This window comes from Nocardiopsis sp. NPDC050513 (genome assembly GCF_044457925.1).
In the GTDB taxonomy this organism is placed as follows: domain Bacteria; phylum Actinomycetota; class Actinomycetes; order Streptosporangiales; family Streptosporangiaceae; genus Nocardiopsis.
In genome coordinates, this window is record NZ_JBITHK010000008.1 from 147,282 (window position 1) to 172,702 (window position 25,421).

Consider the following 25,421-nt stretch of genomic DNA (forward strand, 5'->3'; position numbering starts at 1 on the left):
TGGTGTGCGGGCGGGCGGGCCGAGACCGCGTCGGACCGCTCGCCGCCGCGCACGTGGGCCGGCGTCGCCCGGGCGGGACGTGCCCGGGCCGGGCACGTCCCGTGGCCGGTTTCGGTCATGGGGAGGGCCCGGGGATGGCACGGGCGACCGGAAGGGGTGACAAGCCCCCGCAATCGGCACAGAATGGACTCGTACGGCCCGTGGGGACCCGACCGGTTCCCACGCCCGATCCGCGTCCAGCGGCCCCCGCCACGGGTACGAGGTCGTTCCACGTTCCCCAGCCGGAGGAGACACCGGATGGAAGGCGCTCTGTCGCTGGTCGCACTGGTGGCCGTCGTGGTGTCGGCCGGAGCGATCACGGTCGCCGCGCATTTCCGCAAGGACCGTGCGGCCGCGCTGCGGGCCTGGGCGCACGCGAACGGGTGGCACTACACCGACCACCATCCGCACCCGTTGGAGGACTCGGTGCTGCCCCGGACGGTCCACGGCCAGCACGCGCGGTCCCAGCACGTGCTCACCGGGCGGCGCGGGGCCCGCCTGGTGACCGCGTTCGAGTACACGCACACGGCGACGGCGGCCGATCGGCGGGGTACCGGCCGCTCCCGGCACACCTACCGGATCGTGGCCGTACGCACGCCGGGGCCCAACGCCGAACTGGAGATCCGTCGGCGCGTGGAGCCCCGATCCGCGACCGGGGACGGCCCCGACCCCGTCGACGCGGTGTTCGACACCGCCTTCCAGACCACGGGCAACGACTCGGCCTTCACCCGCGCGGTGCTCGACCGGGCCACCCGGATGTGGCTGCTGGCGGACTCCCGGTCCCGGTCCCTCCCCGTGCGCTTCTCCGGCGACCACGTCCTGACCTGGGCGCCCATGCGGCTGGACCCCGATCGGGCGCTCACCGCCGCCGACTACCTCATCGAACTGGTGGACCGCGTCCCGTCGACGGCGTGGAACGGACGCACGACCGGACGCTGACCCGTGCCCGGCCACGTCACGGGGGTGTGTACGTGTGCCGGACCATGCCGTACCGCGTGTGAAGGCGGGATAAAATCCGGCTTGCCCCAACGCACAAGGAGTACCTTCCCTCATGAGCGACCCCAACGCCACGCACCGCATCTCTCGGGCGGAGCTCTTCCGGGACGACGACGAGGAACAGACCGCGCCGGACCCCAACGCCACGCACCAGATCTCGCGTGAGGAGCTGTTCCGCGACGACGAGCCGCGGGCGCCGCGGAGCGATCGCTAGGACGACCGCCCGTCTCGGGTGAGGCAGGCGACGGCGTGCCGGAAACCTCGGGCGCGATTCCCTCGGGTACGCGCGCCCGTGCCCGGCGCGCGTCGCCGACCGGTGTCGCGGGGCGGGTCCGAGACAGGCGAACGCCCCTCCGGACCGGTCCGGAGGGGCGTTCGCCTGCGCGGTGGGCGGTCCACCCGCCTCCCGCGCCACCGTGCCTAGCGGCGCTCGCGCACGGCCGCCACGATCTCGGCGACCGCCTCGTCGACCGGCACGCCGTTGTTCTGCGACCCGTCCCGGTAGCGGAAGGACACCGCGTTCTTGCTGATGTCCTCGTCACCGGCCAACAGCATGAACGGCACCTTCTGCTTCTGGGCGTTGCGGATCTTCTTCTGCATCCGGTCGTCGCTGGCGTCCACCTCGACCCGGATGCCCTCCGCACGCAGCTTGGCCTCGACCTCGCGCAGGTACGGGACGTGCTCGTCGGCGATCGGGATGCCGACCGCCTGCACCGGCGCCAGCCAGGCCGGGAAGGCGCCCGCGTAGTGCTCCAGCAGCACGGCGAAGAACCGCTCGATGGAGCCGAACAGGGCGCGGTGGATCATCACCGGGCGCTGACGGGTGCCGTCCGCGGCGGTGTACTCCAGGTCGAAGCGCTCGGGCAGGTTGAAGTCCAGCTGGATGGTGGACATCTGCCAGGTCCGGCCGATGGCGTCCTTGGCCTGCACCGAGATCTTCGGGCCGTAGAACGCGGCGCCGCCCGGGTCCATGACCAGTTCCAGGCCCTGCTTCTCGGCGGCCTGGCGCAGGGTGTCGGTCGCCTCGGCCCAGACGTGGTCGTCGCCGATGTACTTCTCCGGGTCCTTGGTGGACAGCTCCAGGTAGAAGTCGTCGAGGCCGTAGTCGCGCAGCAGGTCCAGCACGAAGGTCAGCAGCGAGTCGAGCTCGTCCGCCATCTGCTCCTTGGTGCAGTAGATGTGCGCGTCGTCCTGGGTGAAGCCCCGGGCGCGGGTGAGGCCGTGCACCACGCCGGACTTCTCGTACCGGTAGACGGTCCCGAACTCGAACAGGCGCAGCGGCAGCTCACGGTAGGAGCGCCCCCGCGCGTCGAAGATCAGGTTGTGCATGGGGCAGTTCATCGGCTTCAGGTAGTAGTCCTGTCCGCCGTCGAGCTGCATGGGGGGGTACATGCCGTCCGCGTACCAGTCCAGGTGCCCCGACTTCTCGAACAGGGCGCTCTTGGTGGCGTGCGGCGAGTAGACGAACTCGTAGCCGCCCCGCTCGTGCCGCTGTCGCGAGTAGTCCTCCATCACCCGGCGGATGACCCCGCCCTTGGGGTGGAAGACCGCCAGGCCCGACCCGATCTCGTCGGGGATGGAGAACAGGTCCAGTTCGGCCCCGAGCTTGCGGTGGTCGCGCTTCTCCGCCTCCTCCAGGAAGGTCAGGTAGTCCTTGAGCGCGTCCCTGGACTCCCAGGCGGTGCCGTAGACCCGCTGGAGCTGGGGGTTGGTCTCCTTGCCGCGCCAGTAGGCCGCGGCGGTGCGCATGAGCTTGAACGCCGGGATGACCTTGGTGGTGGGCAGGTGCGGCCCACGGCACAGGTCCTTCCAGCACTGCTCCCCCGTGCGCGGGTGGATGTTGTCGTAGATGGTGAGCTCACCCGAGCCGACCTCGACGCCCGCGCCCTCGGCGGCCTGTGCCGCGTCGCTGCCCTTGATGTCGATCAGTTCGAGCTTGTACGGCTCGGTGGCCAGTTCCGCGCGGGCGTCCTCGTCGGAGACGACCCTGCGGTCGAAGCGCTGCCCCTGCTTGACGATCTGCTGCATCTTCTTCTCGATGCTCTTCAGGTCGGCCGGGGTGAAGGGCTCGGCGACGTCGAAGTCGTAGTAGAACCCGTTCTCCACGGGCGGGCCGATGCCCAGCTTGGCCTCGGGGAAGAGCTCCTGGACCGCCTGGGCGAGGACGTGCGCGGTGGAGTGGCGCAGGATCGCCCGCCCCTCCTCGGAGTCGATGGCGATCGGCTCGACCACGTCGCCGTCGGCCAACTCCCGGGCGAGGTCGCGCGGCTCGCCGTTGACCATGGCCGCGACGACGGTCCTGCCGTCGGCCTCCAGGGCCTCCCCCGCCGTGGTCGTGGCCGCCACCGCACGCGGGGTTCCGGCGAGGGTGATGTGCAGCTCAGGCGCGGCGGGCACGGTGACTCCTAGGGATACGTGGTCGTTGGTCTGCGCCGACGCCGCCTCCTGGGGGCGGCCAGGCGTTTCGCGTCCGATGGTATCGGCTCCGCGTGGGCGGCGGTTCGCGTTGTCCACAGGCGGACGGGGACCCCTGGCGACGCCCGGGACGCGGTGGCACGGTGGGTTTCGGGTCGTGGCGCGCCCCCGGCGGCGAGGCCGGGGAGCACCGACCTCACCCCCCGTCCGCTGGCCCGGCCGGGGGACCTGTCGGGGATTCGGACACGTGATTTCGGATACCCGCGACCACGCTCGGACGCACCCGCACGAAGGTGGAGGAAGGAGCCCAAAGTCCGATCCCCACCGAATCTGTCATAGATCGTCACGATATTCCCGGACCCCGTGACGACCCCCTTGTGGAGCATTGATCAAGGCCCCGAGATCGGTGACAATCAGCTGACACCCGATCGCCGCCCTCGCCCGACCCGAATCCGCCCACTCACTCCGACCGAATACTGTGAGCGCATGTCACCGAGCCCTTCCCAAGGTCCGCCGGCCCCGGAGACATCCCCCACCCCTGCTCGAGTTCGCCGATGGCGGCGGCTTCGGGCGCGGTTCCGACTCTTTCGGCGACACATGCACGCGCACCCGGCCCTCCACCTGACCTGGCGCGTCGTCGTCACCACGGTCGGAGTTCTGGTCATCGTCGCCGGTCTCGCCATGATGGTGGCCCCGGGACCGGGAGCCGCCTCGGTCATCCTCGGGCTGTTCATCCTCAGCACCGAGTTCCACTGGGCCCACCGTCTGCTGCGCCCGGCCCGCACGTGGTTCCGCCGCGCCGAGCGGTACGGCAACCGCGCCAGGGAGGAGCTCCTGCGCCGCCTGCGCGCCCGCCGCGCGGTCAGGAAGGGGCTCGCCGCCCCGGACCCCGACTAGCCGCCGGCACCCGCGCCGCGGCCCACGGGCCTGCGGGCCGGGAGAAGACCTCGGCGAAGGCAAAGGCGTGAGGTCAAGAGAGGGTCACACGGAAGAAGGGACCGGCCCCGTCTGACACGGAGCCGGTCCCTTCGGCGTGTGGGCGATACTGGACTCGAACCAGTGACCTCGTCGGTGTGAACGACGCGCTCTAGCCAACTGAGCTAATCGCCCTGAGCTGCTGCCCTGTCCGCCCTGTCGGCCGGACAAGAAAAACTCTAGCGCATCCGCGGGGGTGGTCGTCCCACACGCCCGCACGCCCACCGGACCACGATATGTGATGGAGGTCACATTCTTGTCCTCGTGTGTGCGCGACGCTGGTGCGACGCGACGCCGATCCCCGCCCCCGGAAGGAGATCCCGCCCCCGAGGAACCCACGAGGACCCCCTTCTCATTACCCTGACGTGACGTGGGCCACCCGACATTGGGAAATCTTTGGTTTCCCCTGGTCATTACAGTGACGAAGGATCGGGCAGCCGCCATGCGGCACGCTGGCCCCACAGAGCGGACAGCGCGGCCTCCGGTCCCACCCGACCAAGAAAGTCTCCGTACTCTCGTCATAGTCCGCGGACGGCCGCGTTGGAGCGAGTGAGACGGCAACCGACCCGCGCCGCAACAGCAGGGCCGGACGAGAAAAGGTTTGGCGAACATGAACAGTAGCGACACCACTGCCACCGCCGAGCTGGGCCTGCGGCTCGTGGTCCCCGAACGCACCTCGGTGCCCCTGGTCGCGCGACTCGACTACAGCGCGAACGACCCGTACGCGATCCGCGTCGCCTTCCACACCGGCGAGGACGACCCCGTCGAGTGGATCTTCGCGCGCGAGCTCCTCACCGTCGGCATCGTGCGCCCGGTGGGCGAGGGCGACGTGCGCGTGTGGCCCTCCAAGGACGACAACGGGGACCGGACCGTGAGCATCTCGCTGTCCTCCCCCTTCGGGCAGGCCGAGTTCGACACCCAGGTCTCGCCGCTGGCCGAGTTCCTCCACCGGACCTACGAGATCGTGCCCGCCGGCCAGGAGCCCACCTTCGTGGACCTGGACGAGGAGATCCAGCGGCACCTGGGCTCCTGACCCTCCGCCCCGAACGACTGGGGGGACGGCGCGGGTGCGCCGTCCCCCCAGTCGTGTCCGGGCCCCTCAGGGGTCGATGTCGGCCGAGGCTCGCTCCAGGAACACCGAGCGCGCCTTCGTGGTGACCGGACCGGGCCCGCTGGAGACCTCGCGGCCGTCGACGCGCAGGATCGCCTGGACGTCGCGCCCCGTGGACGTCAGGAAGGCCTCGGAGATCTCGGGGAGACGGTCCATGGGCACGTCCTCCTCCTCGCCGCCGAACCACTCCAGGACGAGTTCGCGCGTGATCCCCGCCAGGGGGCCGGCGGACAGCGGCGGGGTGATCAGCCTGCCGTCCAGGACCACGAAGACGTTGCTGCCGGTTCCCTCGCACAGGTTCCCGCTCACGTTGCGGAAGACGGCCTCGGAGGCGCCCCTCTCCTTCGCGTGCGCGAGCGCGCGCACGTTGCCCGCGTAGGAGGTGGTCTTCAGGCCCGCCAGGGCGCCGAACTCGTTCCGCGGCCAGGGCGCGAGCGCGACGTCGGCCGTGAGCGGGATCGCGGGGAACGGGCTGACGGCGACGACGGCCGTCTGCTCACCCGGGACGCGGTCCGAGCCCAGCGGCCCGGTCCCGTCGGTGACGGTGATCCGCACCCGGGCGTCGGTGACCTCGGGGTTGGCGGACAGCGCCCGGCCCACCCCGTCCGCGACCAGGTCCAGGTCCGGTTCGGCCAGTCCGAGGCCCACCGCCGAGCGGGCCAGCCTGCGCAGGTGCCGGGTGAGCGCGAACGGGCGCCCCTCCCGGGCCCGGACGGTCTCGAAGACACCGTCGCCGACCGTGATCCCGTGGTCGAACACGGGGATGAGCGCCTCGCGTTCGTCCACGACCGCACCGGGGCCGAACCCGGCACCCGCGATCCACACCTTCATCCCTACCCCCAAGTCCTCGTGCGCCCGAGCGGGCGGTGACACACCGTCGATCCTGCCACTCCCGCCCGGCCCGCGCCGCGGCCACCCGTACCCGCGCTGCACGCGCGTTGGCAAGCCCCGTGTCCGGCACCGGCCGCCGGTCCGCTTTCCAAACCGCCGCACACGCACCATCACCACTGGTCGCGGGTAGCGACTCACCTCTCTGGCCCACCCCGGTCACACACTTTGGTCCAGACAGATAAGTTACGAATGACTATCATCTGGGCAACGCTTATGCGGGACCGGCGCACGCTGTCGAACGCCACCCCCACCAGGCACGCCAGCCGCGCCCCGCGCGCGAGTCCCCGTCACGCCCGACCGACTGACAGAGCAAAAGAGAGCCATGACCCCTCCGAGCACTGCACGTGGAGAACTCAGCTGGCTGCTGGACGATCTCCTCACCCGCGCCTCCGGTACGCAGCACGCGATCGTCCTGTCCACCGACGGACTCCTCATGGCCACCTCCAGTGGGCTGGATCGCCCGGCGGCGGAACACCTGTCCGCGATCGCCTCGGGGCTGCACAGCCTCGCGGGCGGGGCGAGCAAGCAGTTCTCCGCCGGCGGCATCCGTCAGAGCATCATCGAGATGGACCGCGCCTTCCTCTTCGTGGCCGCCGCGGGCGAGGGAGCCTGCATGGCGTTGATGTCGGACGCCGACAGCGATGTCGGACTCATCGCCTACGAGATGAACAAGGTGATCGAGAGGGTCGGCCAGTACCTCTCGGCGCCGCCGCGTCCGGACATGCCGTCCACGCCCGCGCACGTGGAGAAGTAGGGGAGCGCCGCCGCACGGGCGGGACAGGGGTACGGGTCCTGCCGCGGCGGGGCGTGAGCACGCCTGGGAATACTCGATTTCGCGCTCGGCCGGGAATCCGCTAGAGTTCTTCTCGCAGCGAGCGGGGCGGCCGGCAGGACCGACCGGACCCGAAGGGCTCGCCGCGCGGACGTGGCTCAGTTGGTAGAGCATCACCTTGCCAAGGTGAGGGTCGCGGGTTCGAATCCCGTCGTCCGCTCGGAACGGGTGTGGTTCCCCTTCGGGGCGAACCGCACCGGTCCGGGGCCGACCCGGACCACACGCGGACGTGGCTCAGCTGGTAGAGCATCACCTTGCCAAGGTGAGGGTCGCGGGTTCGAATCCCGTCGTCCGCTCGAGGAGGCCCGCACGGGTCGGAGCAAGGCCCTCGTGCCCTTCCTTGCCGGAGTGTCCGAGTGGTTGAGGTAAGGGACTGCAAATCCCTGCACACGGGTTCGATTCCCGTCTCCGGCTCCATGGACCTCATCCCCCAGATGAGGGCGGTTAGCTCAGTTGGTTAGAGCGCTACCTTGACACGGTAGAGGTCACAGGTTCGAATCCTGTATCGCCCACTCGCCTCCGAGACGACCCTGCTCGCGCGTGACCGCGCTCGCCGGGTCGTCTCGTCGTTTCCGGGGATGCCCTTCGAGCTCCGGCGCCAGGGCGAGGAGCCCGTCCAGTGACGGTGAGCGTTGGATCCGCCGGGCACCTGGCCGTCTCCGGTTTCCCGTACGCCGACCGCGGCGGCCAGGAGGGCCCTTCCTCGGTCAGGCCCCGCCCGCGGGCCACACACGCATCGCGGCCTCGACCGCCGCCAGGAGGTCGTCGCGGGTCGCGCCGTCGCGGGCGAGCTGGGCCATCCCGTGCCAGACGGCGACGACGTGCGTGGCCAGCGCGTGGGGGTCGGCGGTGGGCGGGAGGACGCCGGCATCGCGATCGGCCCTGATTCTGGCCTCGATCAGGCGGCGCGCCTCGTTTCGCCTCCGCCTCAGCCCGGCCGCCACGTCTGCCGAGCGTGCGGTGTCGTGCGTCGCACCGTTGATCAGCAGACATCCCGCGGGCAGGCCCGGCTGCGTGTGGCGCTCCGCGGCGCTGCCCAGGATGCGGCCCACCGCCCCTCGGGCGGTCGGCTCCTGTTCGAGGGCTTCGGCTATGTAGGAACCGTGCTCGCGGGTGTAGGCCTCGACGGACTCCTCGAACAGCGAGCGCTTGTCCCCGAACGCCGCGTACAGGCTGGTCGCCGAGATTCCGAGGGTCTGCGTGAGCTCGCTGATCCCGATCCCGTCGTAGCCCCGCTCCCAGAACAGCAGCATCGCCTGGTGCAGCGCGGCGTCCCGGTCGAAGCCGCGCGGTCTGCCGCGGGTCCTGGTGGCCATGGCGACATTCTAGAGCGATCACTACGGAATCTGCTACGTTGCATTCTGCAATGACCACTACAGAATTTGTAGGAGCCCGTATGGGACGCCTCAGGGGCAGAACGGCGCTGGTGACCGGCGGAGGCCGCGGTATCGGGCGGGCGGTGTCCCGTCGGCTCGCCGCGGAGGGCGCCCGGGTGGTGGTGCATTACGGAGGCGCCCGGGCCGCGGCGGAGGAGACCGTCGCCGAGATCACCTCGGTCGGCGGCGACGCGGTCGCGATCGCCGCGCGCTTCGGCGACGACGCTCCCGAGGATGAGGCCGAGGCGCTGTGGACAGCGGTCGACAAGGCCGTCGACGGCGTGGACGTGCTCGTCAACAACGCCGGCGTCGCCGACGTGCGCGGCACGATCGAGGACACCACGCCGGACGGGTTGCGGCGGATGCTCGCGCTCAACACGGTCGCGCCGTTCTTCGTCACCCGGGCGGGCCTGTCGCGGCTGCGGGACGGTGGCCGGATCGTGAACGTCTCGACGCACCTGACGCGAGGAGCGGCGCAGCCCGACCTGATCGCCTACGCGATGAGCAAGGGCGCGGTCGACGTCTTCACCGCGACCCTGGCCAAACAGCTGGGCCCGCGAGGGATCACCGTGAACGCCGTCGCGCCCGGGGTCGTGGACACCGACATGAACGCCGCCTGGCTCGACGGCGCCCGTGCGACGGTGGCCGCGTTCTCCCCGCTGGGCCGGGTCGCCGAACCGGCCGATGTCAGCGACATCGTCGCCTTCCTCGCCTCCGATGACTCCCGCTGGGTCACCGGTCAGCGGATCGACGCCTCCGGCGGAGCGTTGCTGTGAACCACCGCCGGGAGCGAGCTTCATCCGACCGGCAGTTCCTCGCCCGCGCGATCGCCGACGGGAGTGGGCGGAATCCGGCCTCGACGTCCCTGTGCCCGCGCTCGGCAGCGCCACGCCGCCCTGGGCCCCGGTCTCTCGGAGAACGCGAGACCGCCCCACTGCGACGCGCCTTCCGTCGCCTCCCTCGGACACCTCAGGCGGCAGTCCGTCTTCGTCGGGTCGTCGGCTGACGACGTCCCCATCCGAGGGCAGGGAACCGCATCGGGCTCCCCGCGTCGAAGCAGCCGGCGGAGGGCGGGCCGAGGAGGTCCCCGGCACCGGAGGCGTCTGGAACGAACGTCCCGTGGACGCGTCCGGGGCCCTCGCCTGGGACGGTGGCACCCACCGACTCCCCTGCGCCCGCTGCCCGCCCGGGTTCAGTCCGCGCGGGGCGGCCCGGTCGTCCCGCGCACGACGAGCGCGGGTTCGAGGGCCACGGTGGCGGGCTCGTCCCGACCCGAGTCGAGCCGCTCCACCACCCGCGCGACCGCCTGCCGCGCCTGCTCCTCGGCGTTCTGGCTGACCGTCGTGAGGTTCACGTGGACCAGCCTCGACAGCGGACTGTCGTCGTAGCCCGCCACCGACACCTGACCGGGCACGTCCACGCCCTCCCTCGCCAGGGCGTCCGACCGGGGCCACACACGTGGGGGCCGAGATGGACCCGAGCCACCTGTTCTGGCAGGGCATCGACCCGGTGGCCGCCATCGAGCACCTCGGCGGCCGGTACACGCTCAACCGGTGGCCCGAGGACTCCTCGTGGGACTTCGTGGCGGTCGGCCGCGGGCACGACCAGGAGTTCTGGGCGCGCTTCCTGAGCGCTCTGCAGAAGGTCGACCCGGACATGGCGGTCAACATCGAGCACGAGGACCTGGAGTTCGGCCAGGAGGAGGGGCTGCGGCTGGCGGCCGGGAACCTCACGGCGGCGGCGCGGTCCGCGGGCGTCTGACCGGCCTGATCGGGTCGCCCCGTCGCGGGGGCGACCCGATCAGGCGCCGGGCGGGCGCCGGTCAGCCGCCGGTCGTCTCGACGCGCCGCCCGAGGAACCTCAGCCCCACCACGACCGCGACCCCGCACACGGCGAGCGCCGCCCACCAGGGCAGACCGAGTCCGACGGGCAGCAGCCCCAGGACGATCACCACGCCGGCCACGAAGAGCGCGTACGGCAGCTGCGTGCGCACGTGGTCGATGACGTCGCACTGGGAGGCGAGGGCCGAGATGACCGTGGTGTCGGAGATCGGCGAACAGTGGTCGCCCCACACCGCCCCGGCCAGGATCGTCGAGACCGAGGCGAACAGGACGGGGTGGCCGTCGGGCCCGGCCAGCCCCTGGGCCTCCAGGGCGGCCCAGGCCAGCGGGACCGCCAGCGGGGTCAGGATCCCCATGGTCCCCCAGCTCGTCCCGGTGGCGAAGGCGACCGCGGCGGCGATGACGAACAGCAGCGCCGGAAGGAGGAAGAGCGGGATCGCCTCGCCGAGTGTGCCCGCGATGAACTCGGCGGTGCCCAGCTGGGCGGTGAGGGCGGACAGCGCCCAGGCCAGCGTCAGGATGATGACCACGTACAGGATGGACTTGACGCCCGCGAACCAGGCGTCGACGACCTCGCCCATCGTGAGGATCCGCTGGCCCATGCTCATCGCCCCCGCGACGAGCAGGCCCAGCAGCGAGCCCCACAGCAGCGACGAGAACGGGTCCCCGTCGCCGACCACCTCGATGGCGGTCTCCCCCTCACCCGTCGCGAACAGGCCGACCACGGTGGTGACGACCAGGACCAGAATCGGGATCAGCGCGTTGACCAGCCTGCGCGGCGCGTCCTCGTCGGGGGTCAGCTCGTCGGTCTCGCCCGCCCCGGCTCCGAGGTGCGACCCCTCCCGCAGAACCTCGCCCGTGGCGCGCGCCCGGCGTTCGGCGGCCAGCATCGGTCCGAAGTCGCGGCCGGAGAGGGCGACCGCGAAGACGAGGACGATCGCCAGGATCGGGTACAGCGCGTACCGCAGGGACTCGACGAAGACCGCGAAGCCGTTCATGGTCAGCCCTGTCCCGGCGACGGCGTCGTCGATCAGCGCCACCTGGAATCCGATCCACGTGGACAGCAGCGCCAGCGTGGCCACCGGCGCGGCCGTGGAGTCGACGATGTACGCGAGCTTCTCCCGGGACACGTTCAACCGGTCCACGATCGGGCGCATCGTGTTGCCGACCACCAGCGTGTTGGCGTAGTCGTCGAAGAACACGGCCACGCCCAGTCCCGCGGTGACGGTCTGTCCTCCGCGCGGGGTGCTCGCCCAGCGGGTCACCACGCGCACGATGCCGTCGGTGCCGCCGTTCTTGCGGATCACCCCCACCAGACCGCCGATCATCAGGGTGAACACCACGATCATGACGTGTTCGGGGTCGGCGAGCGCCTCGACGGTGTACACACTGGCCGAGTCGAGCAGCGAGGTCAGGAGGCCGAACGGCGACAACCCCTCCAGGAGCCAGGCCCCCAGCCAGATGCCCGCGAACAGGGCGGGCAGGATCTGGCGGGTCGCGAGCGCCAGCCCGATCGCCAGCACCGGCGGCAGGACCGACCACCAGCGCCCCGTCTCCAGGCCGTCCGCCTCCCGCGCGGTGTCGGCGAGCCCGGGGGCGGCGCCCGCCGCGGAGGCGAGGACGCCCAGGACGACCACCGCGGCGGCCGCGACCGCGAGGGCGCCGCCCCGGCTCCGCCAGCGCCCGGGACGCGGCGCGCGGGCCCCCGGGTCGTCGTCCTCCGTGCTCGGTCTGATCCGCGTCATGGCCGTTCCTTCTGGTGGGCGACGTGGCCCGAGTGCTCTCAGGGACCTCTGAGAAGTCAGGGACTCCTGAGAAGAAGGTCGCCCACCGTGGTGCGAGGAGCACCGAACGACCGCCGGAGTTGTGCGGTTCGGGGCTGATCTTTACCTGACGCGCCCAACGTGCACGTGTTCGCTACCGACTAGTAACCCACTGGTGCCCGGATAGCGTCCTGGGCTGGTCAGGCTGTGCCCTCGTGTACAGACGCATCGCCCCCATGATTCTCGCCGCACTCATCCCCCTCCTCGTCACGGCCGCCCCCGCTTCGGCCGACGACGGACGGGCACCCCGTATCGCCACCTACAACGCGTACCTGCTGCCCACGGCGCTGTACCCGAACTGGGGCCAGTCGATCCGAGCCGACCTCATCGTGCGGGACGGCGTCGTGTCCGGCCAGGACGTGGTCGTCCTGCAGGAGCTCTTCGACAACTCCTCCGCCGCGGTCCTGCGCGGGGGGATCGCCCAGGAGTACCCGCACGGCACCCCCGTGGTCGGGCGCTCGCGCGACGGCTGGGACGCGACGACCGGATACCGGTCCCACACCACGACCAACGGCGGGGTGAGCATCCACAGCACCTGGCCGATCACCCGCCGGGAGCAGCACATCTTCACCCGCTCCTGCGGGGCCGACTGGTTCGCCAACAAGGGCTTCGCCTACGTGGAGCTCGACACCCCCGAGGGTCCCCTGCACGTCCTGGGCACCCACATGCAGTCCGAGGACGGCGCGTGCTCCGACGGTGAGGACGAGGAGATCCGCACCCATCAGCTGGGGCAGATCCGCGGCTTCATCGACGCCACCGTCCCCGACGACGAGCCCGTCTACCTCGCGGGCGACCTCAACATCGTCGGCGGCGGGCAGGAGTGGGACCGGGCGCTCAAACGGCTCGACGCGGTCGAGCCGACCCCCGCGGGCGCCCCGTTCTCCTGGGACACCGGGACCAACTCCATCGCCGGCTACAACTACCCGGACTGGTCGCCGGAGCACCTCGACCACGTCCTGCCGATCCGCAACGCCGCCGCTCCCGCGTCCTACGTCAACGAGACCCGCGACGCGCACAGCGAGCCGTGGACGGTCTGGTCGTGGGGCCGGTCCTACACCTACGAGGACTACTCCGACCACTACCCCGTGTTCGGCGGCTAGCCCGCACCGCCCTGGGGCCTCCGCTCCCGGGGGCGCGCACCGGAGGACTCCGCCGCGCGCCCCCGCCGTGTCCGACCGCCGCCGGTCGCCGTCTCCCGGCGCGGTCAGGACCGTCTCGGCGCCCTCCAGGGCATGAGCTCCTCGCTCAGCGTCCGGGACAGCGGCGCGGCGAGCCCGGCCAGCTCCGCGCAGCCGTCAGCGCCCAGGACCGCGTAGGGGGCGAGCGCGAGGCGGTCGGTGGTCTCCTCGATCTCGTCCCGGCGCCGCCGCCCCTCGGGGGTGAGCGCCGGATCGGACTCGTCGGTGAGCCAGCCCTTCTCCCGCAGCCGGTCCGTGGCCGCGTCCCACTCCTCGTCCGACCACGCCCGGGTGGTCTTCAGCAGCTTCGCCGGCGGAGCGGTCCCGGTCACCGAGTGCGTGACCAGCGCCTCCAACCCGCTCAGGCCCGCCAGGACGAGCGCGGCGATGTGGCCGTCGCCGCGGTACTCGCGCAAGCGCGTCTGCGCGTGCCACAGGACCATGTGGGCTTCCTCGGGCCAGGGCAGGGCGGCGTGGGCGGCGTAGAGCGGTCGGCCGCTGACGTCGTCCGCCACGGCCTCCGCGGCGCGGCGGGCGAGTTCGGCGGCGCGCGCCGTCTCGGGCGAGTCCACCGCCGCGTCGCCCAGGATGCGGCGCAGGGTCACGTCGACGGCCGTGTGGCGCGCGGCGAGCAGCCGCTCGGGCGGAGCGGAGTCCCAGAGCTGGGGGACGACCGCACGGACGGCCTCGGGGTTGAAGTTGTAGAAGGTGGCGGCCACGACCTCGGCCGACACCGGCCCCATCGCGGCGGCACGGGGGCCGAAGTAGGCCGCCCAGGCCTTCAGGCCCAGCTCCTCGTAGGCCGCCTTGGCCTCGGGTGAGAAGTAGATCATGGAGTGGTAGGGCTCCAGGGCCTGCCAGGCGCGACGGGCCTCGCCCGGGCCCACCGGTCCCCCGGCGGTGTCGTGGTGGTTCATGGAACGCGTGTCTCCTCTCGGCACGGGCTGGGACCGCACCGGAACGCAAAATACCGACCGGGAGGTATGGTGGTCAACGGGACGAAAGGCCCCTCTGCGGACACCCTGGGACGACCCGTCTAGCCGACGATCGGCCGCTCCTCGGGCAGGTCGTAGCGGCGCGGGTGGCGGCGCAGCGCCAGGGCCGACGCGAGCGTGATCGGACCGATGCGGCCCGCGAACATGAGCAGAACGAGGAGCACCTCCCCCGCTGGCGGCAGCTCCGGCGTGATGCCCGTGGACAGCCCGACCGTGCCGAACGCCGACGTCACCTCGAACAGGATCTGGTCCAGCGTGAACGGGGTGAGGATCATCAGCGCCAGGGTGGAGGTCATGACCAGCCCGAGGGAGAGCAGCACCACCGTGATGGCCTGCTCGGCGACCCCCGCGCTCAGTCGGCGCCCGGCCACGTGCACGTTCGGCTCCCCGCGCACGTTGGTGTAGACCACGAAGGCGAGCAGCGCGAAGGTGGTCACCTTGATGCCGCCCGCGGTTCCGGCGCTGCCGCCCCCGATGAACATCAGGACGTCGGTGACCAGGAGCGTCGAGGTGTTCATCTCGCCGAAGGAGAGGCTGTTGAACCCGGCCGTGCGGGGCATGACCGCCTGGAAGAACGCCGCGAGCAGCTTCCCCCGCAGGTTGAGCCCGCCCATGGTCGCCGGGTTGCGCCACTCCAGGGTGAGGAAGGAGACGAACCCGACCGCCAGGAGCACCGCGGTGGTGGTCAGCGTGATCCTGGTGTGCAGCGACCAGGCCCATCGCGCCCGCGACCCGGAGCGACGGGAGAAGCGCCACAGCTCCAGCCAGACGGGGAAGCCCAGGCCGCCCGCGACGACCGCGAGCGCCACGGGCACGCAGATCCACGGGTCGGCCGCGTACCGCTCCAGGCTGTCGGGGAACAGGGCGAACCCGGCGTTGTTGAAGGACGACACCGAGTGGAAGACCCCGAGGTAGGCGGCGCGGCCCAGGGACTCTCCGTAGCCGAGCCACCAGCGCACCGTCAGGACGGCGGCGAGCGCGGCCTCGGCCACGGCCGTCACGAGGAGGATGCCCGTGGTCAGCTGCCGCACATCGCCCAGCGTCAGGGCCTTGGCCTCCGACCGGGTGCGCACGGCCATGCGCAGCCCCAGCTTCCGGCCGACCACGAGCGTCAGCACCGTGGCCAGAGCCATGATGCCGAAACCGCCGACCTGGATCAGCGCGAGGATCACGACCTCGCCGAACGTGGACCAGTGTCCGGCGGTGTCGACGACCACCAGCCCTGTCACGCAGACCGCCGACGTCGCCGTGAACAGCGCCCTGACGAACGGGGTCGCCTCCCCCGTCTCCGTGGCGATCGGCAGGGACAGCAGTACCGTGCCGACCAGGATGGCCAGGGCGAACGCCCCGGCGGTCAACTGGGGCGGCTTCGCCCAGCCGGACAACCCCTGGAGGAGCCGGTTGACGCCGGTGACCAGTCCCCTGCCTGTGGGGGAGGGACGCGACCGTTCCCGTCCCTCCCACTCCTCCCTCACGCCCGACCTCCGATGTGACCTGGGGTGGCACCGACGCCACACACGCTCGGACGATGGTATGCCCAGCCGCGGCCAGTCCGGGTCGGTCGGCGCGCCTTGACCTGGAGCGCGCTCCAGCCTCTAGCGTTCTCGGCATGACGACACCGCAACAGACGATCGGATCCGGGTTCGGCGCGCGCAGCACGGCGGAGGAGGTCGTGGAGGGGCTCGGCCTCTCCGGACGGACGGCCGTGGTGACCGGCGGATACTCCGGCATCGGACTGGAGACCACCAGGGCGCTGGCCGGGGCCGGCGCACGGGTCGTGGTGCCCGCCCGCAGGCCGGAGTCGGCCGCGGCCGCGGTGGAGGGGATCGACGGGGTCGAGGTCGACGCCCTGGACCTGGCCGACCTGGACAGCGTGCGCGCGTTCTCCGACCGGTTCCTGGCCACCGGCCGCACCGTCGACCTCCTCATCGCCAACGCCGGGGTCATGGCCTGTCCCCAGTGGACGGCCGGACCGGGTTGGGAGTACCAGTTCGCCGTCAACCACCTCGGGCACTTCGCCCTCGCCAACCGCCTGTGGCCCGCCCTCGCCGACGGCGGCGCGCGGGTCGTGTCGGTCTCCTCGGCCGGCCACCACGCCTCGCCGATCCGCTGGGACGACCCCTGGTTCGCGGGGGGCTACGACCGGTGGAAGGCCTACGGCCAGGCCAAGACGGCCAACGTGCTCTTCGCCGTCGAACTCGACCGGCTGGGCGCGCGCTCCGGGGTCCGGGCCTTCTCCCTGCACCCCGGGGCGATCCTCACGCCGTTGCAGCGGCACATGAGCACGGAGGAGATGGTCGCGGCCGGGTGGATCGACGAGGAGGGGAACACGGTCGACCCCGTGTTCAAGACCCCCGAACAGGGCGCCGCCACCCAGGTGTGGGCGGCCACCTCGCCGCAGCTGGCCGGGATGGGAGGGGTGTACTGCGAGGACTGCGACGTCTCGGTGCCCGCCGGCACCGACGCCACCCGCCCCGGGGTGAAGGACCACGCTCTCGACCCCGGTCAGGCCGAGCGGCTCTGGGCCCTCTCCGCCGAACTGACGGGGGTCGACGCGTTCGCCTGAGCCGGTTCCGGCGGGAGCGTCCGCCTGCCGCGCCGCCGGGAGCCCGGCCGCGGCAACTTTGCCGGATCGGTGACGGACTCAGGAGTCCCCGTGACCGACCCTGTTCGATGATGATCGGGGGCACGCGTCGTGCGCGCCCGGCTGTGACACCCGTGGAGCCGTGCCCGGGGTCCGACATCCACCCGGAACGGCCGGTTAGGAGCACGCCATGCGGACGACATCCGCCAACGGCTGGCAGTTCTTCGTCGCGACACTCATGATCGTCATCGGCGCCGTCAACATCGTGCAGGGCGTGGTCGCGCTGCTTACCCCCGGTTTCTACGCGGTCACGGAAACCGGCATGCTCGTGTGGGAGTACGGTGGCTGGGGCCTGCTCCTCGCGCTGTGGGGCGCCGTCCTCGTCATCGCCGGCCTCGCCGTGCTGTCGGGCAGCACCTGGGCCCGGGTGTTCGGCGTCGTCCTCGCCTCGCTGAACATCCTCGCCCAGCTGGTCTTCCTCGTCGCCATGCCGATGTGGTCGATCGTCGCGATCGCCGTCAACGTCCTGGTGATCTACGGCATGACCGCCGGTTGGCCGTCCGAGCGGGAGATGATGGAGCACGAACGGCAGGAGGCCGCCTACCGCAGCGGTTACCAGGCCGCGCACGAGGCCCCGCGTGGCGCGAAGTCGGCACAGGGGTCGGCCGAGAAGGCCAGCGGCCGGGAGCAGACCACCGGCTGACCGAACACCCTCCGCCCGCCCGCGTACGAGCGCGGGCGGGCGGTCGCGCGTGCGGAGCGCGCCGCGGGGCGTGCGGGCGTCCGGCGAGGGCGGCGACGGAGACGGATGACCGGGCGGGCCGGATGCGGCTCAGCGTCTGCGCGGGTGCAGGCCGCTGGTGACCGCCAGACGGTTGTAGAGGTTGATCATCGCGATGGCCGTCATGAGCGCGGCGACCTGCTCCTCGGAGAAGTGCCCGGCCACGGCGTCGTAGGTGGCGTCGGATACGCCGCCCTCGCCCATGCGCGTCATCTCGTCGGTCAGGGCCAGGACCGCGCGCTCGGCGTCGGTGAAGACCGCTCCGGCCTCGTGCCAGGTGGACACCTGGAAGAGTCGCTGGTGGGTCTCCCCCGCGTCGAGCGCCCGGCGCGTGTGCAGGTCGACGCAGAACGCGCAGCCGTTGAGGATCGAGGAGCGCAGCTTCAGCAGCTCCAGCAGGGTGAGGTCGACGTGCTCGCCGACCATCGTGTCGACCTCGTCGAGCTTGCCGTACACCTCGGGCAGCTTCTTGGACCAGACGACACGCTTCCCTGCCATGGGACCTCCTCGGCGACGGTTCCCCACCCCTGGCGGCGGGGAGAGTCCGCGCCCACGCTACCAACGGGCGGGACACGCGCACCGGTCGCCCGGCGCCGTCGCGTGTCCGTGGCGGGGCGACGCCTCTCACCGGATCACGGGCGCCGTCCCGGCCCACTCGGTGAGCACCCGGGCGAGGTCGTCCGCACCGGGGGCGCGGCCGCTCCACGCGGTGTAGCCGTCGGGGCGGACCAGCAGGACGTCGGCCCGGTGCGGCAGCGCGCCCTCGGCACGGACGACGCGGATCCGTTCGCCCCAGGGCTCGGCGGCGGTGGCGGCGGCGCCGTCCGGCGAGGCGTCGAGCAGGGTGAAGCGCGCGGGGTCCATGAGGGGGTACAGCCGTGCGGGCGCTCCGTCGACCCGCAGTTCCAGGTCGGGCACGCGCTCCCCCGCGCCCGGCGAACCGAGGAGGGAGTCGGGCAGGGGGTAGGAGAACCCGGTCCCGGACAGCATGCCCAGCAGGGCGCGGGACACCCGCTCGTTGGCGACCAGGCGCGGCACGACGTAGGGGCGCAGCGCGCGGACCGGGCCGGAGGCGACGACCATCCGGGTGAGGGTGTCGGTCAGGCGCAGGGTCGCTCGGCCGACCGGGTGGCGCTCGGCCTCGTAGGAGTCGAGGAGCCAGGAGGGCGCCCAGCCCCGCTCGACCGCCGCGAGCTTCCATCCCAGGTTGGCGGCGTCCTGGAGTCCGGTGTTCATGCCCATGCCGCCGATCGGCGAGTGGACGTGCGCGGCGTCACCCGCCAGCAGGACGCGACCGACGCGGTAGTGCTCTGCCTGGCGGCGCTCACTGAGGAAGCGGGTGGACCAGCGCGTCTCGGCGATCCGGATCCGGCCCCGGGTGAGCCGGTCGAGGGAGGCGTTGAGCTCGGTCTGGGTGACGGGCTCGTCGAGGGGCGCCTCCTCGCGGGTACGGTCCCAGACCACGGCGCGGAACCATCCGTCCCCGTAGGGGGGCAGCAGGGCGAAGCCGTCGGCGCCGATGAACGGGTTGATCGCGTTGGGCAGGTCCTCCTCCAGACGGACGTCGGCGATCATGATGTGCGTCTGGTAGCTGCGGCCGGTGAACGGGACGCCGAGGAGGCCGCGGACGGCGCTGTGGGCCCCGTCGGCGCCCACGACGTGGTCGGCCCGCTCGGTGTGCTCGCCGTCGGCGGTGCGGACGGTGAGGGTGACACCGTCGTCGTCCCGGGCCAGGCCGGTGACCTCCGCTCCGCGGACGATGGGGACGCCCAGCCGCTCGACCCTGCGCTGCAACAGGATCTCGGTCCGCGCCTGCTGGACCATGAGGACGAAGGGGTAGCGGCTGTCGAGGCGGCCGAGGTCGACGGAGAAGCCGCGCGAGCCGAAGCTGGCGCGCAGTTCGGGAACGGCGAAGCCCTGCTCGACGAGCTCGTCGGCGATGCCGCGCACCTCCAGCAGCTCCAGAGTGCGGGCGTGGACGGCGAAGGCCCGGGTGAGGTTGGACTCCTCGGCCCGGCGCTCCAGGATCTTGACGTCCACCCCTGCCTCGGCCAGGTCTCCGGCGAGCATGAGTCCGGTGGGGCCGGATCCGACGACGATGACGCTCATGACGTGCTCCTTCGCGGGGGGTGTGCGGTACTGCGCGAACGAGTTCCGGTACTCTTGATTCCGGAATCTCTAGTACCGATACTACGAGTACCAGAACTGAAGTCAAGACCCCGGAGGCGGGAGACCATGAGCGGAAAGCGCGGCGGGCGGCGCCCCGACCCGGCCAAGGACGCGGCGATCCTCGACGCGGCGGTGGAACTGCTGGTCGAACACGGCTCCGACCTGACCTTCGACGACGTGGCCGCGCGCGCGGGAGTCGGCCGCACCAGCGTGTTCCGGCGCTACGCCACCAAGCGGGACCTCGTGGTCGCGGCGGCCGAGCGGATCACCATCGACCGCATCGAGGTCCCCGACACGGGATCGTTGGAGACGGACCTGGTCGAGGCGGCGACGACGGTGTACGGGGTGTTCTCCCAGCCCCGGACCGAGGCCCTGGCCCGGCACGCCCTCGCCGAGGCCTTCCAGAGCGGGGAGGGCGGCGTGATACTGCGAGCGGTCCTCGGCCGGCGCCTGGAGATGGTGACCGGCGTGCTCGACCGTGCCGTGGCGCGCGGCGAGCTCTCCGACGCCGGGAACGCGCGCCTGGTCGCGGACCTGCTGTCGGGGGTGATCATGGCGCGACTGGCCGTCGGCGAGCCCCTCCCCCGGGGCGAGGACGCCGAGCGCGTCGCCCGCGCCCTGGCCGTGGCGGCCCGCACCTGACCGGGGCGCGCGGCCTGCCCCGGGGACGGGCCGGGAGGCGCCTCAGGCCTCCGCGCGGACGCGCTCGAAGAGGGGGGCGAGGCCGTCGAGGAACGCGGACAGCGCCAGCTCGAAGCTCGCCTCGTCGATCTCGGCCGCGTGGTCCGGGAGGCGGTGCGCCTGGGACAGGTTCGGGTAGCGGTCGCGGTACACCCGCACGTCGGCGTCGAAGCCGCGCGCGAAGGACTGCGTGGCCGCGCCCACCACGAGGTACTTGGTCGAGGCGCCGATCATCGTGGCGTAGCGCGGCGGCCAGCCCGCGCGCACGAGACCTCCGTGGACCGTGTCCGCCCGGCGCAGCGCCTCCTCGCGGCGTCCCGGCCCGGCGGCGATCACCGGCACCAGGTTCGGGTGCGCGGCGAGGGCGACGCGGTAGGAACGGGCCCACGTGGTGATCCCCGCGCGCCAGTCCTCCTTCTCGAACCCGGAGACGTCGGTCTCGGAGACCACGTCGTCGGCCACCTCGCCGAGCAGCTCCTCCTTGGTCCGGTAGTGGCTGTACAGGGACGCGGCCCGCACGTCGAGCTCCTCGGCGAGCTTGCGCATGGACAGCCCCTCCAGCCCCTCCCGGTCGATGAGGACCAGAGCGGCGGCGCGGATGGCTCCCCTGCTCAGGATCGGCGTCTTGGGTCGGGCCACGGACGGCTCTCCTTCTCCACTCCCGCGACGGACGTTTCGCCCGCCGCTGCCCGATCATCCCACGGCGCCGTGCGAACCGTGGCGGTTCGACCCCTTGCGTACCGGGCGGGAATGGCCGTACGCTCCCCTTAACCGAACAGCGTTAGGTTTATGGGAGCAGGCCGTGATCGACTTCTCACTGAGCGACGAACAACGAGCCGTCCGCGACTGGGTCCGGACCTTCGTGGAGCGGGAACTCATGCCCCTGGAGAACGAGGTCCTGCGCCGTGAGCGCGAGGGGCACGTCCCCGGCCTCACCGCGGAGGAACGCGACGGCCTGCGCGCGCTGGCCCGCAAGTCCGACTTCTGGGGCGTGGAGACCCCCGTGGAGTACGGAGGGATGGGCCTGGACCCGGTCTCGGCCGCGATCATCGAGATCGAGCTCGGCCGCTCCTTCGTCTCGTTCCGCTTCGGCGGCGAGGCGGACAACATCCTGTACCACGCCAACGACGAGCAGAGACAGCGCTACCTGCTCCCCACGATCGAGGGCGAGCGCCGGTCCTGCTTCGCCATCACCGAGCCGGGTGCGGGGTCGGACGCCAAGGCCATCCGCGCCCGCGCGGTCCGCGACGGCGACACCTGGGTGATCAACGGCGAGAAGACCTTCATCACCGGCGGCAACGAGGCCGACTTCGCGATGGTCTTCGCCGTCACCGACCCCGGCAAGGGCGCGAACGGCGGGGTGACCTGCTTCCTCGTCGACCGCGACATGGGCTGGACCTCCGAGCCCATCGACACCATGGGCGAGCGCCGCCCCGCCGCCCTGGTCTTCCAGGACGTGCGCGTCCCGCACGCGAACATCCTCGGCGAGGAGGGGCACGGCTTCGCGTTGGCGATGCAGTGGATCGGCAAGGGCCGCTACCTGCTGCCCGCCCGCGCCCTGGGCGGCTGTGAGCGCCTTCTGACCATGGCCATCGACTACGCCAAGACCAGGGAGACCTTCGGCGCGCCGATCGCCGACCGGCAGGCGATCCAGTGGATGATCGCCGACTCCCAGACCGAGATCGAGGCCCTGCGGCTGCTCGTCCTGCACGCCGCCTGGCAGGTCTCCGTGGGTCGCGACTCCCGGCACGCGCAGTCCGTCGCCAAGCTCTTCGGCGGTGTGAAGGCCAACGAGATCGTCGACCGCGTCCTGCAGATCCACGGCGGCATGGGCTACACGCGCGAGCTGCCGATCGAACGCTGGTACCGCGACCTGCGGCTGCTGCGGATCTTCGAGGGCACCGACGAGATCCAGCGCCGCACGATCGCCCGCGACCTGCTCAAGGGCCACGTCACGGTGGGCGCAACCCTGGGCTAGGCGCGGGAACGGGACGGGGCCCGGGGCGCGCCCGCGCGCGCCGCCCGGGCCCCGTCGGCGTCTCCGGCCCGCCGCTCGAGCGCGGCGGGCCGGACCCGGCGTCCTACTTGACGGCCACCAGGTCGACGACGAAGATCAGCGTCTCGTTCGGCTTGATGGGGCCCACGCCGCTGGAGCCGTAGGCCAGGTGCGGCGGGATGACCAGCTTGCGGCGGCCGCCCTCGCGCATGCCGAGCACGCCCTGCTCCCAGCCGGGGATGACCCGACCGGCGCCGAGCTTGAAGCCCAGCGTCTGGCCGCGGTTCCAGCTCGCGTCGAACTCCTCGCCCGTGGAGTGGGCGACGCCGACGTAGTGGACGTCGACGGTGCTGCCGTGACCGGCCTGCGTCCCCTCGCCGACGGTGATGTCGGTGATCTCCAGCTCCGCGGGCGGCGGGCCGTCGGGCATGTCGACGTCCGGACGCTCAAGCGCCATGGTGGTCCCCCTCGTGTCGTCACAATGATCAGGAAGGGCCCAGGGTATCGGCGCTCGCGGGTCCTTCGCGGCGGGTGTCCCGACCCGTCGGGTCGAACGGGCCGTCAGCGCCCCTGACCACCGGTGGAGGCGGCGACGACGTGGCCGTGCCCCTCGACCTTGATCGGGCCGCTGCCGGCCCGGACGAACACCGACTCACCGCGCTGGAGCGTGACGCCCTGACCGACCTCGGCGACCAGCTCCACCTCGCCCCGCAGTGCGAGGACCACGGTCGGTCCCTCCCCCGGCAGGTGGGCGGCCACGCGCCCGGGACCGATCTCGTGCAGCGCGAACTCGGGGGCGGGCGGACGGAACTCGCGGCGCCCGTCCAGGAGGCGGGGCCGGGCGTAGGGGATCGGCAGGACCGAGAAGTCCACCACGTCGAGCAGCTCGGGGGCGTCGACGTGCTTGCAGGTGAGCCCGGCCCGCAGCACGTTGTCCGAGCTGGCCATGACCTCCACGGCCGTGCCCCGCAGGTAGGCGTGCATGTTCCCGGCGGGCAGGTAGAGCGCCTGACCGGGCCAGAGGGTGACCCGGTTGAGCAGCAGGGCCGCCACGGCGCCGGGGTCGCCCGGGTAGCGGTCGGCGAGCTCGGCGAGCACCCGGGCGTGGGCGCCGCGGCCACCGGAGGCGGCCCACTCGGCGACGAACTCGCCGATCAGCCGCTCGCGGTCCGCCTCGGGCAGGGTGAGCAGGCGGGTGAGTGCGGAGCGCAAGGCGTCGTGGGCGTCGGGGGCGGAGAGGTCGTCCCGGAGGAGGTGGGCGAGCGCGCAGTCCAGGCCCGCCAGGTCGGCGCGGGCGGCGGCGGGTTCGCGGAAGCCGCACAGGGCCTCGAAGGGCTCCAGGGCCAGGAGGAGTTCGGGTTTGTGGTGGGGGTCGCGGTAGTTGCGGTGCGGCGCGTCGACGGGGATGCCCGCGCGCTCCTCGGCGGCGAAGCCCGACCGCGCGCGCTCGGCGTCGGGATGCACCTGGAGCGACAGGGGCGCCTCGGCGGCGAGGAACTTGAGGAGGAAGGGCAGGCGGGGGCCGAAGCGTTCGGTGGTGTCGCGGCCCAGAACGCGGTGGGGGTCGTCGGCGATGAGGCGCGGCAGGGGTCTGGGGCCGTCGTCGCAGTGCGCGGTACTGGGCGCGCCGTGGTGGGCGCCCAACCACAGCTCCGCCTGGGGCGTGCCGTCGGGCTCGGTGCCCAGGAGCCGCGGGATCGCGGTTCGCGCACCCCAGGCGTACGGTCGTACCTGGTTGGTGAGCCTGTGCATCGGCTCCCCGCCTTCCCGTCTGCGTGTTCTCACCCCGTGGACGCTCCGGCGAGGCGGGACCAGTCTCGCGAAGCACGGCGCCCGGGTCGACCTGGCGCACCCCACTCACTGAGGTAGTGCACACTTCACCTCGCCAGGTAGGCGGGCACCCGACGACCGCGGGGCCCGACGGCGGCCACGAAGTTACTGGGAAGTAAACCACGATCGTGGCGCTGTGAACAGCACCACAGGGTCACTCCCCCGGCACGGGCCCGGGACGGTCGCGGCGCCCGGGCGACCGGCGGGCCCGTGTGGGTGGTCATTCCCGGCGAGGGGCGGCGAACACACCGGCCCGCCGCTGGTCAGCGCGGTCGGCGCACCTTGTCGGAGGCCTCGACCAGGCGGTCGAACATCCGTTGGCGGAGGTCGGGGTCGGGTTGGGGAAGACCGGCGATCGCCGCCATGTACAGGCCGTCGCCCGCGCGGAGGATGATCTCGGCCAGGACGGGGTCGGCGAGCTCCTCGTGCAGGAGCTCTCCCCACCGCGTGAAGAGGCGCTGGACGAGCCCCGCCGCCTCCTCGGACAGGTCCTCCTGGCCGCGCAGTGCGGCGATGACCGCCCAGTACAGCTCGCGCTCCTCCGGACTCTGCGGCAGCGAGGTGCGCAGGAAGACGCGGACCACGCCCTCGCCGCCTTCCCGGGCCTCGCGGAACTCCTCCTCGGCCAGCGCGCTCAGCCGGTCGATCAGGCCCGTGAGCAGCGCGGTCTTGGACGGGAAGTGGTAGAGGAGCCCTCCCTTGGAGACCGAGGCGGCACGGGCGACGGCCTCCAGGGTCACGGCGGAGTAGCCCTCGTTGATGAGGATGTCCTGGAGGGCGTCGAGGATGCGGTCGCGGGTGTTCGATGCGTTCACGATTGACACTGTACCGGCTGGACGGTACTGTACCGTCTGGACGGTTCAAGAGTCGCGGAGTATGCCCTCCGGTCGACCGCCCTCCCCCGTCGG

General features: G+C 72.1%; 25 protein-coding genes and 5 tRNA genes. 16 read left to right on the forward strand and 14 right to left on the reverse strand.

Annotation, left to right across the window (positions count from 1 at the left end; all coding sequences use genetic code 11):
* Window positions 1–297 precede the first annotated feature (297 nt).
* Window positions 298–978 (forward strand): hypothetical protein, encoded by a 681-nt coding sequence (locus ACIBFB_RS16455; protein WP_397230856.1) that lies wholly within the window; start codon window positions 298–300, stop codon window positions 976–978.
* Window positions 979–1,090: 112 nt separating this feature from the next.
* The gene (locus ACIBFB_RS16460; RefSeq protein WP_397230858.1) at window positions 1,091–1,249 is read left to right on the forward strand and encodes a hypothetical protein; all 159 of its coding nucleotides are present in this window, start codon (window positions 1,091–1,093) and stop codon (window positions 1,247–1,249) included.
* A 206-nt stretch (window positions 1,250–1,455) separates the two neighbouring features.
* Here ACIBFB_RS16460 and thrS read toward each other — a convergent pair whose 3' ends face one another.
* Complete coding sequence (thrS, locus tag ACIBFB_RS16465; protein ID WP_397230860.1) at window positions 1,456–3,432, reverse strand: threonine--tRNA ligase; 1,977 nt, start codon at window positions 3,430–3,432, stop codon at window positions 1,456–1,458.
* A gap of 615 nt (window positions 3,433–4,047) precedes the next feature.
* Here thrS and ACIBFB_RS16470 point away from each other — a divergent pair.
* A complete protein-coding gene (locus ACIBFB_RS16470) occupies window positions 4,048–4,347 on the forward strand; it encodes a PGPGW domain-containing protein (RefSeq protein WP_397230862.1) in 300 nt (99 codons plus the stop codon).
* A 139-nt stretch (window positions 4,348–4,486) separates the two neighbouring features.
* Here the strand turns inward: ACIBFB_RS16470 and ACIBFB_RS16475 are convergent.
* Window positions 4,487–4,560, reverse strand: a tRNA-Val gene (locus ACIBFB_RS16475).
* Window positions 4,561–5,035: 475 nt separating this feature from the next.
* On the opposite strand from ACIBFB_RS16475, the gene ACIBFB_RS16480 reads away from it, so the two are divergent.
* Window positions 5,036–5,458, forward strand: coding sequence for an SsgA family sporulation/cell division regulator (locus tag ACIBFB_RS16480; RefSeq protein WP_397230864.1), 423 nt, complete (start codon window positions 5,036–5,038; stop codon window positions 5,456–5,458).
* Between the two features lie 66 nt (window positions 5,459–5,524).
* On the opposite strand, the gene ACIBFB_RS16485 is transcribed toward ACIBFB_RS16480, so the two are convergent.
* Window positions 5,525–6,367 carry an aminotransferase class IV gene (locus ACIBFB_RS16485; protein ID WP_397230866.1) on the reverse strand — a complete coding sequence of 281 codons (843 nt, stop codon included), beginning with the start codon at window positions 6,365–6,367 and terminating at the stop codon, window positions 5,525–5,527.
* Between the two features lie 382 nt (window positions 6,368–6,749).
* Here ACIBFB_RS16485 and ACIBFB_RS16490 point away from each other — a divergent pair, with 382 nt between their 5' ends.
* The 5 genes from ACIBFB_RS16490 (at window position 6,750) to ACIBFB_RS16510 (ending at window position 7,771) form a co-directional block, all read left to right on the forward strand.
* Window positions 6,750–7,181, forward strand: coding sequence for a roadblock/LC7 domain-containing protein (locus ACIBFB_RS16490; protein WP_357759277.1), 432 nt, complete (start codon window positions 6,750–6,752; stop codon window positions 7,179–7,181).
* A 165-nt stretch (window positions 7,182–7,346) separates the two neighbouring features.
* Window positions 7,347–7,419: transfer RNA gene (locus ACIBFB_RS16495), tRNA-Gly, on the forward strand.
* 63 nt (window positions 7,420–7,482) lie between these two features.
* Window positions 7,483–7,555, forward strand: a tRNA-Gly gene (locus ACIBFB_RS16500).
* A 46-nt stretch (window positions 7,556–7,601) separates the two neighbouring features.
* Window positions 7,602–7,676, forward strand: a tRNA-Cys gene (locus ACIBFB_RS16505).
* A gap of 21 nt (window positions 7,677–7,697) precedes the next feature.
* Window positions 7,698–7,771: transfer RNA gene (locus ACIBFB_RS16510), tRNA-Val, on the forward strand.
* 195 nt (window positions 7,772–7,966) lie between these two features.
* Here the strand turns inward: ACIBFB_RS16510 and ACIBFB_RS16515 are convergent.
* Window positions 7,967–8,575 (reverse strand): TetR/AcrR family transcriptional regulator, encoded by a 609-nt coding sequence (locus tag ACIBFB_RS16515; protein WP_397230869.1) that lies wholly within the window; start codon window positions 8,573–8,575, stop codon window positions 7,967–7,969.
* 80 nt (window positions 8,576–8,655) lie between these two features.
* On the opposite strand from ACIBFB_RS16515, the gene ACIBFB_RS16520 reads away from it, so the two are divergent.
* Entirely contained in the window at window positions 8,656–9,411 is a 756-nt protein-coding gene (locus tag ACIBFB_RS16520; RefSeq protein ID WP_397230871.1) for an SDR family oxidoreductase, read from the forward strand.
* A 416-nt stretch (window positions 9,412–9,827) separates the two neighbouring features.
* Here ACIBFB_RS16520 and ACIBFB_RS16525 read toward each other — a convergent pair whose 3' ends face one another.
* A complete protein-coding gene (locus ACIBFB_RS16525) occupies window positions 9,828–10,091 on the reverse strand; it encodes a substrate-binding domain-containing protein (protein ID WP_397230873.1) in 264 nt (87 codons plus the stop codon).
* 14 nt (window positions 10,092–10,105) lie between these two features.
* On the opposite strand from ACIBFB_RS16525, the gene ACIBFB_RS16530 reads away from it, so the two are divergent.
* Window positions 10,106–10,396 carry a hypothetical protein gene (locus ACIBFB_RS16530; RefSeq protein ID WP_397230875.1) on the forward strand — a complete coding sequence of 97 codons (291 nt, stop codon included), beginning with the start codon at window positions 10,106–10,108 and terminating at the stop codon, window positions 10,394–10,396.
* A 61-nt stretch (window positions 10,397–10,457) separates the two neighbouring features.
* Here the strand turns inward: ACIBFB_RS16530 and ACIBFB_RS16535 are convergent, their stop codons facing one another.
* Window positions 10,458–12,221 (reverse strand): Na+/H+ antiporter NhaC family protein, encoded by a 1,764-nt coding sequence (locus ACIBFB_RS16535; protein ID WP_397230876.1) that lies wholly within the window; start codon window positions 12,219–12,221, stop codon window positions 10,458–10,460.
* A gap of 254 nt (window positions 12,222–12,475) precedes the next feature.
* On the opposite strand from ACIBFB_RS16535, the gene sph reads away from it, so the two are divergent.
* Entirely contained in the window at window positions 12,476–13,399 is a 924-nt protein-coding gene (gene sph, locus ACIBFB_RS16540) for a sphingomyelin phosphodiesterase (protein WP_397230878.1), read from the forward strand.
* Window positions 13,400–13,503: 104 nt separating this feature from the next.
* Here sph and ACIBFB_RS16545 read toward each other — a convergent pair whose 3' ends face one another.
* Window positions 13,504–14,394, reverse strand: coding sequence for a hypothetical protein (locus tag ACIBFB_RS16545; protein ID WP_397230880.1), 891 nt, complete (start codon window positions 14,392–14,394; stop codon window positions 13,504–13,506).
* A 119-nt stretch (window positions 14,395–14,513) separates the two neighbouring features.
* Window positions 14,514–15,857 carry a TrkH family potassium uptake protein gene (locus tag ACIBFB_RS16550; RefSeq protein WP_397231131.1) on the reverse strand — a complete coding sequence of 448 codons (1,344 nt, stop codon included), beginning with the start codon at window positions 15,855–15,857 and terminating at the stop codon, window positions 14,514–14,516.
* 224 nt (window positions 15,858–16,081) lie between these two features.
* Between ACIBFB_RS16550 and ACIBFB_RS16555 the strand changes: the two genes are divergently transcribed.
* Window positions 16,082–17,038, forward strand: coding sequence for an SDR family NAD(P)-dependent oxidoreductase (locus ACIBFB_RS16555; protein WP_397230882.1), 957 nt, complete (start codon window positions 16,082–16,084; stop codon window positions 17,036–17,038).
* Window positions 17,039–17,246: 208 nt separating this feature from the next.
* Entirely contained in the window at window positions 17,247–17,759 is a 513-nt protein-coding gene (locus ACIBFB_RS16560) for a hypothetical protein (RefSeq protein WP_397230884.1), read from the forward strand.
* Between the two features lie 129 nt (window positions 17,760–17,888).
* Here the strand turns inward: ACIBFB_RS16560 and ACIBFB_RS16565 are convergent, their stop codons facing one another.
* Window positions 17,889–18,335 (reverse strand): carboxymuconolactone decarboxylase family protein, encoded by a 447-nt coding sequence (locus tag ACIBFB_RS16565; protein WP_397230886.1) that lies wholly within the window; start codon window positions 18,333–18,335, stop codon window positions 17,889–17,891.
* A 126-nt stretch (window positions 18,336–18,461) separates the two neighbouring features.
* Entirely contained in the window at window positions 18,462–19,946 is a 1,485-nt protein-coding gene (locus ACIBFB_RS16570; RefSeq protein ID WP_397230888.1) for an FAD-dependent oxidoreductase, read from the reverse strand.
* 126 nt (window positions 19,947–20,072) lie between these two features.
* Here ACIBFB_RS16570 and ACIBFB_RS16575 point away from each other — a divergent pair, with 126 nt between their 5' ends.
* Window positions 20,073–20,648 carry a TetR/AcrR family transcriptional regulator gene (locus ACIBFB_RS16575; RefSeq protein WP_397230890.1) on the forward strand — a complete coding sequence of 192 codons (576 nt, stop codon included), beginning with the start codon at window positions 20,073–20,075 and terminating at the stop codon, window positions 20,646–20,648.
* A gap of 42 nt (window positions 20,649–20,690) precedes the next feature.
* Here ACIBFB_RS16575 and ACIBFB_RS16580 read toward each other — a convergent pair whose 3' ends face one another.
* A complete protein-coding gene (locus ACIBFB_RS16580; RefSeq protein WP_397230892.1) occupies window positions 20,691–21,326 on the reverse strand; it encodes a TetR/AcrR family transcriptional regulator in 636 nt (211 codons plus the stop codon).
* A gap of 163 nt (window positions 21,327–21,489) precedes the next feature.
* Between ACIBFB_RS16580 and ACIBFB_RS16585 the strand changes: the two genes are divergently transcribed.
* A complete protein-coding gene (locus ACIBFB_RS16585) occupies window positions 21,490–22,665 on the forward strand; it encodes an acyl-CoA dehydrogenase family protein (protein WP_397230894.1) in 1,176 nt (391 codons plus the stop codon).
* A gap of 103 nt (window positions 22,666–22,768) precedes the next feature.
* Here ACIBFB_RS16585 and ACIBFB_RS16590 read toward each other — a convergent pair whose 3' ends face one another.
* From ACIBFB_RS16590 to ACIBFB_RS16600, 3 genes are all read right to left on the reverse strand, one after another.
* Complete coding sequence (locus tag ACIBFB_RS16590) at window positions 22,769–23,140, reverse strand: FKBP-type peptidyl-prolyl cis-trans isomerase (RefSeq protein ID WP_397230896.1); 372 nt, start codon at window positions 23,138–23,140, stop codon at window positions 22,769–22,771.
* A 104-nt stretch (window positions 23,141–23,244) separates the two neighbouring features.
* Complete coding sequence (manA, locus tag ACIBFB_RS16595) at window positions 23,245–24,435, reverse strand: mannose-6-phosphate isomerase, class I (protein ID WP_397230898.1); 1,191 nt, start codon at window positions 24,433–24,435, stop codon at window positions 23,245–23,247.
* Window positions 24,436–24,776: 341 nt separating this feature from the next.
* Complete coding sequence (locus tag ACIBFB_RS16600; RefSeq protein WP_397230900.1) at window positions 24,777–25,328, reverse strand: TetR/AcrR family transcriptional regulator; 552 nt, start codon at window positions 25,326–25,328, stop codon at window positions 24,777–24,779.
* Window positions 25,329–25,421: the final 93 nt, after the last annotated feature.